Source organism: Pseudoalteromonas sp. C8, assembly GCF_011378685.1.
Taxonomy (GTDB): Bacteria; Pseudomonadota; Gammaproteobacteria; order Enterobacterales; family Alteromonadaceae; genus Pseudoalteromonas; species Pseudoalteromonas arctica.
In genome coordinates, this window is sequence record NZ_WTKT01000001.1 from 303,869 (window position 1) to 317,225 (window position 13,357).

Annotated in this window: 15 protein-coding genes; 7 read left to right on the top strand and 8 right to left on the bottom strand. The window is 39.7% G+C overall.

The features are described from left to right. The first annotated feature begins 11 nt into the window (after positions 1-11). From GQR39_RS01360 to dolP, 4 genes are read left to right on the top strand one after another with little or no spacing between them, the layout of a single operon-like run. Positions 12-1,889, top strand: a complete 1,878-nt coding sequence (locus tag GQR39_RS01360) for a penicillin-binding protein activator (RefSeq protein ID WP_007582872.1) — start codon at positions 12-14, stop codon at positions 1,887-1,889. A gap of 19 nt (positions 1,890-1,908) precedes the next feature. Then, positions 1,909-2,280 (top strand): YraN family protein, encoded by a 372-nt coding sequence (locus GQR39_RS01365; RefSeq protein ID WP_165734630.1) that lies wholly within the window; start codon positions 1,909-1,911, stop codon positions 2,278-2,280. A gap of 32 nt (positions 2,281-2,312) precedes the next feature. Beyond that, on the top strand, positions 2,313-2,906 hold the full coding sequence (locus GQR39_RS01370; RefSeq protein ID WP_002957968.1) for an SIS domain-containing protein: 594 nt from the start codon (positions 2,313-2,315) through the stop codon (positions 2,904-2,906). Further along, the gene (dolP, locus tag GQR39_RS01375) at positions 2,899-3,465 is read left to right on the top strand and encodes a division/outer membrane stress-associated lipid-binding lipoprotein (RefSeq protein ID WP_007582867.1); all 567 of its coding nucleotides are present in this window, start codon (positions 2,899-2,901) and stop codon (positions 3,463-3,465) included. The genes GQR39_RS01370 and dolP overlap by 8 nt, the downstream gene beginning before the upstream one ends. A gap of 59 nt (positions 3,466-3,524) precedes the next feature. On the opposite strand, the gene GQR39_RS01380 is transcribed toward dolP, so the two are convergent. The 8 genes from GQR39_RS01380 to zapE form a co-directional block, all read right to left on the bottom strand. Further along, entirely contained in the window at positions 3,525-3,962 is a 438-nt protein-coding gene (locus GQR39_RS01380) for a ClpXP protease specificity-enhancing factor (RefSeq protein ID WP_007580339.1), read from the bottom strand. Beyond that, positions 3,962-4,588, bottom strand: a complete 627-nt coding sequence (sspA, locus tag GQR39_RS01385) for a stringent starvation protein SspA (RefSeq protein ID WP_002957965.1) — start codon at positions 4,586-4,588, stop codon at positions 3,962-3,964. The genes GQR39_RS01380 and sspA overlap by 1 nt, the downstream gene beginning before the upstream one ends. Positions 4,589-4,668: 80 nt before the next feature. Continuing rightward, a complete protein-coding gene (locus tag GQR39_RS01390) occupies positions 4,669-5,418 on the bottom strand; it encodes a cytochrome c1 (RefSeq protein ID WP_007580337.1) in 750 nt (249 codons plus the stop codon). Then, a complete protein-coding gene (locus GQR39_RS01395; protein ID WP_007580335.1) occupies positions 5,415-6,680 on the bottom strand; it encodes a cytochrome b N-terminal domain-containing protein in 1,266 nt (421 codons plus the stop codon). The genes GQR39_RS01390 and GQR39_RS01395 overlap by 4 nt, the downstream gene beginning before the upstream one ends. Beyond that, entirely contained in the window at positions 6,680-7,270 is a 591-nt protein-coding gene (gene petA / locus GQR39_RS01400) for a ubiquinol-cytochrome c reductase iron-sulfur subunit (protein WP_007580333.1), read from the bottom strand. Before petA ends, GQR39_RS01395 begins: the two co-directional genes overlap by 1 nt. Before the next feature lie 580 nt (positions 7,271-7,850). Beyond that, complete coding sequence (gene rpsI, locus GQR39_RS01405; RefSeq protein ID WP_024590200.1) at positions 7,851-8,243, bottom strand: 30S ribosomal protein S9; 393 nt, start codon at positions 8,241-8,243, stop codon at positions 7,851-7,853. Positions 8,244-8,251: 8 nt separating this feature from the next. Further along, on the bottom strand, positions 8,252-8,680 hold the full coding sequence (gene rplM / locus GQR39_RS01410; protein WP_007378318.1) for a 50S ribosomal protein L13: 429 nt from the start codon (positions 8,678-8,680) through the stop codon (positions 8,252-8,254). 285 nt (positions 8,681-8,965) lie between these two features. Then, positions 8,966-10,054: a cell division protein ZapE gene (gene zapE, locus GQR39_RS01415; RefSeq protein WP_010554277.1), complete on the bottom strand. Its 1,089-nt coding sequence runs from the start codon at positions 10,052-10,054 to the stop codon at positions 8,966-8,968. Positions 10,055-10,188: 134 nt separating this feature from the next. Here zapE and GQR39_RS01420 point away from each other — a divergent pair, with 134 nt between their 5' ends. The 3 genes from GQR39_RS01420 (at position 10,189) to GQR39_RS01430 (ending at position 13,301) form a co-directional block, all read left to right on the top strand. Beyond that, positions 10,189-10,632, top strand: a complete 444-nt coding sequence (locus tag GQR39_RS01420) for a YhcB family protein (protein ID WP_007580324.1) — start codon at positions 10,189-10,191, stop codon at positions 10,630-10,632. Positions 10,633-10,763: 131 nt separating this feature from the next. Then, positions 10,764-12,116: a Do family serine endopeptidase gene (locus tag GQR39_RS01425; protein ID WP_165734631.1), complete on the top strand. Its 1,353-nt coding sequence runs from the start codon at positions 10,764-10,766 to the stop codon at positions 12,114-12,116. Positions 12,117-12,218: 102 nt separating this feature from the next. Continuing rightward, complete coding sequence (locus tag GQR39_RS01430; protein WP_007580320.1) at positions 12,219-13,301, top strand: trypsin-like peptidase domain-containing protein; 1,083 nt, start codon at positions 12,219-12,221, stop codon at positions 13,299-13,301. Positions 13,302-13,357 lie beyond the last annotated feature (56 nt).

The following is a 13,357-nucleotide window of genomic DNA, read 5'->3' on the forward strand; positions in this document are numbered from 1 at the left end:
GGGAAATCATTGTGCGACTTAAACTAGTTAGTCTATTAATTATATTGTCAGGGTTATCGGCGTGTAGCACAACCGAAAAACCAACTAAAAACAGCGATAACGTAAGTAACCGCACTAATGCACTGCAAAATCAGGCAACCAGTGCGCAATCTATCTATCAATTGGCGCAAAACCGCCAAGGTGCCGATAAAATACAGTTATTGTATAGCGCCCGTGATGCAGCAATTAGTGAGCAAAACTGGCCTTTATTAGAGATAATTGGGAATGAGCTTGAATTAACCGCAAGTGTTGATCAAATCCAGAACCGCCTTTATATTGCATTTGCACAAAAACAACAGAATAAAAATGATCAAGCTTTGGTTATTTTACAGTCGCTAGACGGACAACTGACTCAACCTGAGCATTTTGCTTGGCATCAGTTTTTAACGGCCAGCATTTACGCATCGCAAAATTTTCCTAAAAAAGCTGCACCCTACTTTTTTAGAGCCTCTGAAACAGCAACAAAAAATAATATAGAAATCCCTCAACTTAATCAAAATTTGTGGGATAACTTAAAGCAACTTTCTTCTTACGCGCTTGAACGTTTTAACCGTGGTTCGGTTATTCAGCAAGGGTGGGCTAACCTAGCGTTATATCATCAAGTATATGCAAGTAGTGGCGTAGAGTTAGATCAAGCGATCAACAATTGGCGCAGACGCTATATTGGGCATCCGGCTTTTACTGTATTACCTGAACAAGATGAAATGCTTACTGAACTTGCTCCTATCAATATAGAGCGCTTAGTTGTGCTGTTTCCACAATCGGGCCCTAACGAACGTTTAGGTGATGCCCTTAAAGCTGGCGTATTAGCTGCACTTGATACGCAAAATATCAACGACACTATTTTTATTGATGAAAACCTAAGTACAGAAGAAATTGCAGCGCAACTTGAAGAAATAAAGCCTGACTTTGTAATTGGTCCTCTACTTAAAGCAAATATTGATAAACTTGCCAATGCACAAACTCTTATTGATACTCCGGTACTACATTTAAACACCTTTGATGGTGAGCGCATTTCGCTTCAGCATTATTACTTTGCACTAAACCCTGAGCACGAAGTACAACAAGCCTTAGAACACTTTTTAACTAAGGGCTATCAAAAACCTATGTTGCTTGCACCAAATAACGCAAATGGCCAACGCTTGGTTGATTACTTTAACTTACAGTGGCAACGCTATAGCGAAACCAAGCCGCAAATAGGTTTTTATAACGATAAAAAAGATATGCCTAATACAATTACCAGCTTGTTAGAAGTTGATAAATCAAAAGAGCGCATAAAAACGATTAAAGCACTATTTAAACAGGAAGTAGAAAACGAAACCCGTTCGCGTAGTGATATAGACGTTATTTATATTTTGGGTGATGCAATAGAAACACGCTTAATTAAACCTTACCTTGATGTAAACGTAAGTACATTTGCAGATCGTATTCCACTTTATGCCAGCTCTAAAAGTCATAGTAAACAAATTGACAGTACTGACAAAGGCGACTTAGACGGCCTATACTTCACTGAATTGCCGTGGATGCTCGATTCGCAAATTAAACAACATAACTTACGCCAGCAGTATGATTCGTTATGGCCAGAGCAAGTAGATATTAGCCAGCGCTTATTTGCAATGGCGTACGATGCTGTATCAATATTACATGACATCAGGCAGTTAAGCGTAATGCCAGGCAATCAATATAGTGGTTTAAGCGGTAAGTTATCTGTTAATACCAGCGGCCATATAGAACGCACGCTCGACTGGGCTCAATATACAAACCGTCGCATTAAGCCTGTGCAATTAGAAACACAACGCCCTGTACCTTTGTTTATGCAATCAGCGGGTGACATACAAACTATCAATTAAACTTAATTAAGGGGGCGGCATGTCGTGGTTTAAAGAGCTGTGGCACAATAGTCGCGAAAAAGGCCAGTATTATGAGCTTGAAGCGCAAAAATACTTAGTTACTCAAGGGCTAACACCCATTGAGCGTAATTATTACTGCCCCTTTGGTGAGCTTGATGTCATTATGAAAGAAGGCGATACCCTTGTATTCGTTGAGGTTAAGTTTCGCAAAAATAATGCTCGTGGCGGTGCCAACTATGCGCTTAGTCCACAAAAACAAGCTCGATTAAAACGTAGTATTTATCATTACTTAGCAGCTAAAAATTTAACTAACCAAGCTCTAAGAATTGATTATGTAGCCATTACAGGAGAAGTATCTCCTAATATTAATTGGCTTAAAAATGTATTTTAAACGCAAATACAAAGATAAATTATTGGTAGGCTATGCAAGACACAATTAAAGAAATTTTTACAGAAAGCATTCAAGTTCAAATCGCTGCTGGTGAAGTGCTACCTAGTGCGCTTGAGTCAGCTGCATTTACTATTGCACAAAGTCTGATCAACGGAAATAAACTCATTTGCTGCGGTACTGCAAATTGCCACATGCTCGCTCAGCATATGGCGGGTGTGTTGGTTAATCATTATGAAACCGAACGTCCCTGCTTACCTGCAATTGCTCTATCGCAAGAAAACGTTAATCTTGGGCAAAGTACTCAAGTAGACGATCACGATACATTTGCTCGCCAAGTCCGCGCTTTTGCCCAGCAAGGTGATTTATTGCTTGTACTGGCTATAAACGGTAACGAAAAACATGTTATTTCTGCCGTTGAAGCTGCACTAACTAAAGATATGAAGGTCATAGTTATGGTTGGTGATGATGGTGGCGAGTTGGTAGGCCTACTTGGCCCTAACGATGTTGAAATTAGATCGCCATCTAAACGCCCTAGCCGCATTATCGAATCCCATTTAGTTAACTTACATTGTTTAAGCGAACTTGTTGATTTAACGCTTTTCCCTCAGGATGAAAATTATGTTTAAACGCTCTCTTATTGTTTTAGGTACTGTTGTATTACTGCAAGGCTGCGCAGCCGCTGTTGTTGCAGGTACAGCCAGTGCAGTAACTGCAGCGAACGACCGCCGTACTATTGGCTCTCAAATTGACGATAACAACATTGAAATAAAAGCCAGTATTGCACTTAGCGAAGTAGAACGTCTTGAAAAGTTTGCCAATATAAGCGCTGTAAGCGTTAACGGTATTGTTTTACTTGTTGGCCAAGTATCTAACGAAGAAATGAGAAACGAAGCGCAGCGCACCATTGAGGGCGTTTCAGGTATTCGTAAAATACATAACCAAATTCGTATTGGCTCAAATACTGGCATTACTACACAAACTCACGACTCTTGGCTAACTTCTAAAGTAAAAGCCCAGCTACTAACAGCAAAAGACATTAGCAGTAATAACATTAAAGTAGTGACAGAAAATGCTGAAGTTTTTTTAATGGGCTTAGTATCTGACTCTGAGTCAACTCAAGCTGTAAATATTGCCCGCAATGTTTCTGGCGTAGAGCGTGTAATTAAAGTATTTGAATACTTGTAAACACAAAATACAGACATAAAAAAACCGCTTATTCAGCGGTTTTTTTTGGCATTTACTTATTATTTAATAACGCGTAAATGAGAGCCTTTTTTCTTCTCAGGCTTTTCTGGTGGTGTTTCATCAATAAACTCAGCTGATGAATCAACACTTTCAAGCTCTGGCACAAAATCGTCTTCGTCCTCTAAAAACTCATCTGCGGTAAAGACTGTTCCTTCGCCATTTTCACGCGCGTATATTGCAAGCACAGCACCTAGAGGTACATACACTTGCATTGGCTGACCACCAAAGCGCGCACTGAAGCTAAGTTGGGTTAAGTCTAACGAAAACTGTGTGACCGCTGATGGACTTATGTTTAAAACAATTTGTCCGTCTTGAACAAATTGTGTTGGCACTTGTACATTTGCAAATCCAGCGTCTACCACTAAATGCGGTGTACACTCGTTATCGACTATCCAATCAAAAAAAGCACGTAATAAATAAGGACGATTAGGCGTCATTATAAACGGATCTCACGCTCAGCTTCAGTTAAAGAGGCTTGGAATGACTCACGTTCAAATAAACGGATCATGTACTCTTTAAGCTCTTTAGAACCTGCACCATTAAGCTCAATACCAAACTCTGGTAAACGCCATAATAGTGGAGCTAAATAACAGTCTACTAAGCTAAACTCTTCACTCATAAAGTAAGGTGCTTCGCTAAAAATAGGTGCTACAGCAAGCAATGCTTCTGTTAGCTCTTTACGAGCTTGAGCAGCGTCTGACGTGTTGTTACTGATTTTGTCAGCTAGGCTGTACCAATCAGTATCAATACGATGCATCATTAAGCGGCTACGACCACGCATTACCGGGTAAACAGGCATTAGTGGAGGATGAGGAAAACGTTCATCAAGGTATTCCATGATGATGTTTGCCTGGTATAAACCAAGCTCACGGTCAATCAGTGTTGGCACTGTACCGTAAGGGTTAATTTCGTGAAGTGCTTCTGGCAAGTTATCTTTTTCAGCCAAATGAATATCTACACTTACACCTTTTTCCGCAAGTACAATACGTACTTGGTGGCTATACATACAGTTAGCACCAGAAAAAAGGGTCATTACAGGGCGCTTATTGGCAGCTACGGCCATGCCTATACCTCCATTAAATAACTAAAACAGCAAAAGGGGCTTAAGCCCCTATTGCAAAATTACCTTTAAAAATGTTCAACCTAATGAACATCTCTCCAGTATTCTTTCTTAAGCATAAATGCCAAGATAAACAGGATAATTAAAAATCCTATTACCTTAATACCTAGCGCTTCCGATTCAAGACGTGAAGGTTCACCCACGTACTCAAGGAAGTTTGTTAAATCACGAGCCGCTTGGTCGTATTCATCTATGCTTAATTCGCCCGTACCATCTGTTTCAGTAGCAATAACTTTAGTCACAGTGTGACCATGCTCTTGTACTTCTTTAGTGATAGGTGTTGGTAAACCTTGTAGTTCTTGAAGAACGTGAGGCATACCTACCGATGGGAAAACAATGTTGTTAACCCCAAACGGGCGAGATTCATCTTTATAAAACGATTTTAAGTACGTGTAAATATAATCTGGTGATTTTACACGAGCAATTAGAGTTAAATCCGGCGGAGCCGCACCAAACCATTTTGCTGCATCGTCTTTTGTAATCGCGTTAGTAATATGACTACCAACTTTAGAACCGTCAAAAATCAACTGCTCTAAACCAACCTCTGTTGGGATACCGATATCACGAAAAGTACGTTCATAACGTTGATACTGCATTTGGTGACAACCAAGACAGTAGTTCATGAACAACTTTGCACCGCGTTGTAAAGATGGTTGATCAGTAAGGTCGTTGTTCGCTTCCATTAAAGGAACCGATGGACCCGCTGCCATAACCATGTTCGGCAACAAGTTTACTGATAAAGCAAATAAACCAATAATAAGCTTCTTCATCATTTCGTTAACCTCTCTGGCAATGGCTTAGTTTTTTCGTTCTTACTGTATACAAACAACAGTACGAAGAACATAAAGTAAGTCACAGTACAGATTTGAGAAATAATCGTTTTCATATCAGTTTGTGGAGTTGCGCCCACCCAACCTAGAAGAACGAAAGTTACAACAAAACCTGCAATGTTCCATTTATGGAAACCACAACGGTAACGAACCGATTTAACTCTACCACGGTCTACCCAAGGTAGTAACGCAAGTACCACAATCGATGCACCCATCGCCGCAACACCGATTAACTTATCAGGGATTGCACGTAAGATTGCATAGAATGGCGTAAAATACCAAACCGGGAAAATATGCTCAGGTGTTTTAAGTGGGTTAGCTGCCTCGAAGTTTGGACCTTCTAAAAAGAAGCCATTCATCGCTGGCATAAAGAACACAACCCAACAGAACAATATTAAGAAACCAACCACACCCACAATATCTTTAACTGTGTAGTAAGGGTGGAACGGTATCGCATCAACAATATCTTTCTTGTCAGTGTAATACTCATGAAATTTAAATTTAGGCTTATCTTCTTCAGCTACTGAGCCTTTCTTACGTTTAATCTCAATACCTTCAGGGTTATTTGAACCCACTTCGTGTAGAGCAACAATGTGTAAGAAAACTAAGATTACAATAACCAGTGGTAGTGCAATTACATGTAATGCAAAGAAGCGGTTAAGCGTTGCACCTGATATTACATAGTCACCACGGATCCAAAGTGTTAAGTCATCACCAATAACCGGAATAGCCCCGAATAAGGAGATGATTACCTGTGCACCCCAGAACGACATTTGCCCCCATGGTAATAAATACCCCATGAATGCTTCAGCCATTAGCGCTAAGAAAATAAACATACCAAATAACCACAGTAACTCACGTGGTTTTTGATAAGAACCGTAGATCATGCCACGGAACATATGCATATATACAACGATGAAAAACGCTGATGCACCGGTTGAGTGCAAGTAACGTAATAACCAGCCATATTCTACATCACGCATGATGTATTCTACTGAAGCGAATGCACCTTCAGAAGACGGAACAAAGTTCATCGTTAACCAAATACCCGTTAGGATTTGGTTTACTAGTACCAACATGGCTAATGAGCCAAAAAAGTACCAGAAGTTAAAGTTTTTAGGTGCTGGATACTGTGCAATATGCATGTTCCAAACACGTGTCATTGGGATACGGTCGTCTATCCAACCAATAATCTTACCAAACATTAGGCTGCCCCTTTTTCTTCGCCCACTAAAATAGTGGTCTCATCAAGAAAAGTATAAGGTGGTATCTCTAAGTTTAATGGAGCAGGTACCGATTGAAATACACGGCCAGCCATATCAAATTTAGAACCATGACATGGGCAATAGAAGCCATCATCGGTTCCTTCAACTTTCTCACTAAAGTTACCTTGGAAAAAGCCAGGTGAACACCCTAAATGCGTACAAATACCTACAGCCAGAAAGATTTCTGGACGTAATGAACGGTAATCATTTGTTGATGATTCTAATTGTTGTGGCTCTTGCGAATGCGGATCACGAAGTTGACCTTCATGTTCTTTCATTTGCTCAAGCATTTTTGGGGTCCGTGATACAACCCATACAGGTTTACCACGCCACTCGACACGTATTAATTGTCCCGGTTCAAGTTTGCTGATATCTACTTCTACAGGCGCACCCGCAGATTTAGCTCGCTCACTTGGATTCCAAGACGCAATAAAAGGAACAGCAGCCCCAGCCGCACCAACACCACCTACAACAGAGGTAGCTATGGTTAAAAAGCGACGTCGGCCATTGTCTACAGGCGCATTGCTCATCCACTTATCTCCACTATGATTCTCAACACTTGCTATATTGAGAACATCAGTTACAGCAGGTTAATTATTCGAATTTTTAAAATAGAAGCGATCATAATTAAAACCCTTGATTAAAACAAGGTTATTCAAAGCCCTATGCTCGAATAAAACTAACTTGATCAAAATTTGATTAAGTAAGCTCGAGAATAAAGCCGAACGACTATAATAACGCTTCTGTAAAAACAATATACTGACCAAGATCAACACCACTAAGAGGAAACAGTAAAAACTGTACATAGTGCGGTTAAACTCACTCATTTTACTTCAATGCCAATTGTAGCAAAAAATTCCACCAATTAACTGATGGATTTAAACTAATTACGATAATTATTTAACTTTTTTGCAGCTATCTGAGTGTTTTTTAACTTTCGTTTGATTAATACGCAGTTATTAATCAATTTGATCATCATTAATTGCTGCAATCACCCAGTATCACCGTCGATATAAATAACTTTATATTAAGTTGCAAATGTAAACATTTTGATTTGAAAACAAAAAACCCAGCATAAGCTGGGTTTTTGAATTCTTGATAACGTATAGATTAACGTTTTGAGAACTGTGGACGCTTACGCGCTTTCTTAAGACCCACTTTCTTACGTTCAACTTTACGTGCATCACGTGTAACAAAACCTGCTTTACGAAGTTGTGAACGTAATGATTCGTCAAACTCCATAAGTGCACGAGTGATACCATGACGGATAGCACCAGCTTGACCCGTTGTACCACCACCAGAAACGGTGATGTAAAGGTCAAATTTTTCAGTCATATCAACTAGCTCAAGAGCTTGATGAACAACCATGCGTGCTGTTTCGCGACCAAAATACTCTTCTAGAGAGCGTTTGTTGATTACGATGTTACCAGTGCCTGGGCGTAAGAATACGCGAGCACTTGAACTTTTACGACGACCTGTACCGTAGTATTGATTTGCCATGATGGTGCTCCTTAAATGTCTAGAACCTGAGGCTGTTGTGCAGCATGGTTGTGCTCAGTACCTGTGTAAACTTTAAGTTTACGGTACATAGCGCGGCCTAAAGGACCACGTGGCAACATGCCCTTAACAGCCTTCTCGATGATCATTTCAGGCTTTGCAGCTTGAAGTTTATCAAAAGTAGTAGACTTAAGACCACCTGGAAAACCAGAGTGTGAATAGTACACTTTGTTTTTGAATTTGTTACCAGTTACAGTAACTTTTTCAGCGTTGATAACGATGATATAATCACCAGTATCTACGTGCGGTGTATATTCAACTTTATGCTTACCGCGTAGGCGATGAGCGATTTCAGTAGCGATGCGACCTAAAGTTTTACCTTCAGCGTCAACTACGTACCAGTCACGTTTTACTGTTTCTGGTTTAGCAACAAACGTTTTCATTTATAAAAATCCAATGTTTTTCAATTAAAACCACAAGTAGTTAATATTAACTACTGCTCTAAGTTTGCTATAACCCCTTCGAGTTTTAGACTTTTGCGCCGCTCACAAGTGGCTAGACTATATGAGGGCATAGAACGCAACGTGGCAGACGCGGGAGTATACCAGCACTTAAAACACATTGCTACTCGCCGGTTGTTTTTTCCACAAGAAATTTTAGAAATAAGAAGTACTATATATGCACCTCTTATTTTTAATGGCTAACCTATTACACTTTTACCTACTAATTTAAACCAAATGCTCTCTAGCTAAATACTCTAGAGACTGCATTTCTTGCAAACGGCTTATACAGCGCTTAAATTCAAAGTTTAAATTACCTTGGGTATAAAGTTCGGTAATAGGTTTTTCAGCCGATATAATTAAAGTTACATGGCGCTCGTAAAATTCATCCACTAAAGCAATAAAGCGTCTAGCGGCATCATCATTAGTTTGCCCGAGCTGTTTTACGTTAGAAATAATCACCGTATTATATAAGCGGCTAATCTCCATGTAATCAACCTGACTACGCGCTGTTTCGCATAATTCACTAAACTCAAACATCACCACGCATTTAGCTACTTTTCGCGTTTTGATTAAACGACCTTCTATCTCTATCGGCTCATCTAATTGTCCAGGCTCTGACGATAGCTTATCGAAGTATTCAAATAAGTTTTTATCCGCTTCTTTATCTAACGGACTATGAAAAATTTCGGCTTGCTCTAAGGTACGCAACCGATAATCAATACCTGAGTCTACATTAACTATTTCTGTATTGAGCTTAACCAGTTCTATAGCAGGGACAAAGCGGGCACGCTGCAAGCCATTTCTGTAAAGCTCATCAGGCACTATATTAGATGTAGCAACAAGTACTATACCCCGTGCAAATAGCGCTTCCATTAAGCCACCTAGCAACATAGCATCGGTAATGTCTTGAACAAAAAACTCATCAAAACAAATTATGTCTGTTTCAGCTTTGAAAGTGTCGGCTATTTTTTCTAATGGATTAGCCGTATTGTTTAGTTTTTTAAGCTCATTATGCACTCGGTGCATGAATCGATGAAAGTGCACGCGCATTTTACGTGTGCCCGGTAGTGATTCGTAAAAAGTGTCAACTAAATAAGTTTTACCACGCCCTACTCCACCCCAAAAGTACAAACCTTTTATAGGCGCAGGTTCATCTTTACTAAATAACTTAGCAAAAAAACCTTTTTGTTTTGGCTTTGCCTGAGTCAGGTCATCGTATAGACGTTGTAAATGGCGCACAGCATTTTCTTGTGCTGCGTCGTGTACAAAGTCATCTCGCTTTAAGTCTTGTTGGTATGTTTGCCAAGGAGTCATATCTATTTACAGTTAAAACACAGTTTAATTTGCAAAGCATATTAACACGCATCATAACTCGGGGTATATTACACTTAGTATGATTTATAATTGAATCGGCATTCGTTAGTTATTTTCCCAAAGGGGTAGTTTTTATGGGCACAGTTATGTGGGTAGGTTTAATTGTTATTGCTGCTGTTGTAGCATTTTTTATTGGCGCATTTGTTACTAAAAAACAATTCAAACAAGATGAATTAAAAGAGCAGGCAGAGCAAGCTGAAAATGCGTTAGAGCAGTATCGTCAAGATGTAGCTGATCATTTAGCGAATACTGGCAAGCTCGTAAATAAAATGAAAGAAAACTATGATCAACTGCTTAGTCACGTTGAAGAAACAAACCAACTTCTTTTAGAAGATAGAAATAAAGCACCAGCAGAACCTTATTTTTCTAAAGAAACAACAGAACAACTACAAGCGTCTTTAAAAGAGCGTCGTTCAGATCGTTCTTCAGCCGCAGCACAACCAGCTGATTATGTATCGGGTGAATCTGGTTTATTTGCTGGTCAAAATAAAGTTTCAGAACATTCTAAAGTATCTTGATGAACTTTTTTTAGACCCCATAGTCTTTAGATATAACAGCTTTGTTGTTTTATCTTAATAAACCAAAAAGGGCTGCTTTTAAAGTAGCCCTTTTTGTTTTTGCTTTATCTTAAGTGGAGTTACCCCTGACTATGAAAATGAAATTATCACTTATCAGCGCAGCTATTCTATCTACAAGCTTATTAATGAGCCCTGTAGCGTCTTATGCAAAAATGCCAATTGCAGTAAATGGTCAACAACTACCCACTCTTGCCCCCATGCTAGAGAAAATATCTCCTGGTGTTGTAAGTATCCAAGTTTCAGGCTCTAAAGAAGTACGCCGCCGTGCAGATCCACTCGAATATTTTTTTGGACAGCAACAGCCTCGCAGTCAAAAACGCCAATTTAGTGGATTAGGTTCTGGGGTCATTATTGATGCTAATGAGGGCTATGTAGTGACTAATAACCACGTAATCCAAGACGCCGAAAAAATGGTAGTTACTCTCGAAGATGGCCGTGAATTTGAAGCAACTAAAATTGGTACTGATACAGAATCAGACATCGCTCTTTTACAAATAGACGCTGATGACTTAACTGAAATCAAACTCGCAAACTCAGATAATTTACGAGTGGGTGACTTTGCTGTCGCTATTGGTAACCCATTTGGCCTTAGCCACACAGTTACATCAGGTATTGTTAGTGCCCTTGGTCGAAGTGGTTTAAACATTGAGGGCTACGAAGATTTCATTCAAACCGACGCAGCTATTAACCAAGGTAATTCTGGCGGTGCCTTAGTTAACCTCAATGGTGAGTTGATTGGTATTAATACCGCTATTTTAGGTGCTTCTGGCGGCAACGTGGGTATTGGTTTTGCGATTCCATCTAATATGATGAAAAATCTAGTCGATCAAATTATTGAACATGGTGAAGTCCGTCGAGGCTCGTTAGGCATTTCTGGTCGTCCACTTGATGCTGGACTTGCAAAAGCACAGCAACTTGATGTCAAACAAGGTGCTTATGTAATGCAAGTAATGGACGACACTGCCGCAAGTAAGGCTGGAATTGAAGCTGGTGACGTTATTGTTAGCATTAACGGTGGCGACATTAGTGGTTTTCATGAACTACGCAGCAAAATTGCTACGCTAGGTGAAGGCCGTGAGATAAAACTAGGCATTTACCGCGATGGTAAAATTAAAACAGTGAAAGTAACCCTTGATGGTGCATCAGGTGTTACAGCGACCGGTGAAGAACTCCATCCTGCATTCCAAGGCGCGACACTTGAAAATGTACAAAAAAACAGTAATAAAGGTGTTGAGGTTACTTCTGTAGATCCTCGCTCACCGTCTGCCCGTGTTGGCCTTGAAGAAGGTGATATTATTATGCAAGTGAATCGTCAACGAGTTGAAACGATTCGCGACATGAATAAAATCATCGACAGTACAAAAGGTAATATAGTACTTGGCGTGCAACGTGGTCGTGAGTCTATATTTATTTTAATTCAGTAATAAATAGCACTATTAATGTAATAAAAATAACAGTGGCACTTGCCGCTGTTATTTTTTTTATGTCATCATAAAGAGATTGCTCACTTACATAATAAGAAAATCGTGCTGAAACTAATAAAATTTATTCTTCCCCCTTTATTTGCAGGCCTAAGTATTGCTTTTTTAGTGGTTTTTTTCAGCCCTAATATGCGAGCGGCTTTACTTCCAAATGTTCCCCTACCAAGCGCAATGAGTTCGAGTCACCTGAGTTTTTCTGATGCAGTTAAACGAGCAGCTCCTTCTGTGGTTACTATTTTTTCAGAAAGTATTTCCAAAGAACCTCGTTATAAAAGAAAAAACACGGTACAAGAGCTAGGCTCTGGCGTCATCATGTCGCAAGACGGTTACATTCTTACCAACTACCATGTTGTTAATAATGCAGATCAAATTATGGTTATTCTAACCGATGGCAGACGCTTTTTTGATGTACAGCTAATTGGTTTTGATACTATTACTGATTTAGCCTTACTTAAAATAAATGCAGATCACCTTCCGGTAATTCCTGTAAATGATAGCTATGTATCCAGTGTAGGCGATGTTGTACTTGCCATAGGTAACCCGCTTAATTTAGGCCAAACAATCACGCAAGGCATTATTAGCGCAACGGGTAAGCAAAAAATTACAGACAGTCCGTACAATAACTTATTGCAAATGGATGCGGCTATTAATGTGGGCAACTCTGGCGGCGCATTAGTTAACTCCAATGGTGATTTAGTCGGCATTACTTCTGCGCAGTTTAAAACGCGTGAGAACTTGAATATTCAAGGAATATTCTTTGCGGTTCCTTACTCACTTGCTAAAAAAGTAATGGGTAAGCTCATTCGTCATGGTCGCGTTGTGCGCGGCTATTTAGGCTTTGAAGGCACAGCAGTAGATAGTACCGGCAAGGAAGTGAACGACAGCCTAACCCCAGTTACTGGCATGCGTATTACTAATTTAGACCCTTTGGGACCAGCATGGCAAGCTGGCATTGAAGAGCAAGATATTGTTATTAAAATTGCAGGGCTTTCGGTAGCAAATCCACAAAAAGTGCTGGAAGAAATAGGTAATACAGAACCCGGTAAAGAAATAGAATTTGAGCTTTACCGGAATGGTAAAATAGAAAAAATCATGGTGGTGGTAGCTGAGCTTGAAACAAAGCTTTAATAAAAAATAATACCAACTTTCATACATCGTCAATAAAAAGGTCGGATAGCAATTTG

Bases quoted from the DNA above. Each gene is read 5' to 3' on its own strand.
- GQR39_RS01365 (WP_165734630.1), top strand. From the start codon at position 1,909: ATGTCGTGGTTTAAAGAGCTGTGGCACAATAGTCGCGAAAAAGGCCAG.
- GQR39_RS01370 (WP_002957968.1), top strand. From the start codon at position 2,313: ATGCAAGACACAATTAAAGAAATTTTTACAGAAAGCATTCAAGTTCAA.
- dolP (WP_007582867.1), top strand. From the start codon at position 2,899: ATGTTTAAACGCTCTCTTATTGTTTTAGGTACTGTTGTATTACTGCAA.
- GQR39_RS01380 (WP_007580339.1), bottom strand. From the start codon at position 3,962: ATGACGCCTAATCGTCCTTATTTATTACGTGCTTTTTTTGATTGGATA.
- sspA (WP_002957965.1), bottom strand. From the start codon at position 4,588: ATGGCCGTAGCTGCCAATAAGCGCCCTGTAATGACCCTTTTTTCTGGT.
- GQR39_RS01390 (WP_007580337.1), bottom strand. From the start codon at position 5,418: ATGATGAAGAAGCTTATTATTGGTTTATTTGCTTTATCAGTAAACTTG.
- GQR39_RS01395 (WP_007580335.1), bottom strand. From the start codon at position 6,680: ATGTTTGGTAAGATTATTGGTTGGATAGACGACCGTATCCCAATGACA.
- petA (WP_007580333.1), bottom strand. From the start codon at position 7,270: ATGAGCAATGCGCCTGTAGACAATGGCCGACGTCGCTTTTTAACCATA.
- rplM (WP_007378318.1), bottom strand. From the start codon at position 8,680: ATGAAAACGTTTGTTGCTAAACCAGAAACAGTAAAACGTGACTGGTAC.
- zapE (WP_010554277.1), bottom strand. From the start codon at position 10,054: ATGACTCCTTGGCAAACATACCAACAAGACTTAAAGCGAGATGACTTT.
- GQR39_RS01420 (WP_007580324.1), top strand. From the start codon at position 10,189: ATGGGCACAGTTATGTGGGTAGGTTTAATTGTTATTGCTGCTGTTGTA.
- GQR39_RS01425 (WP_165734631.1), top strand. From the start codon at position 10,764: ATGAAAATGAAATTATCACTTATCAGCGCAGCTATTCTATCTACAAGC.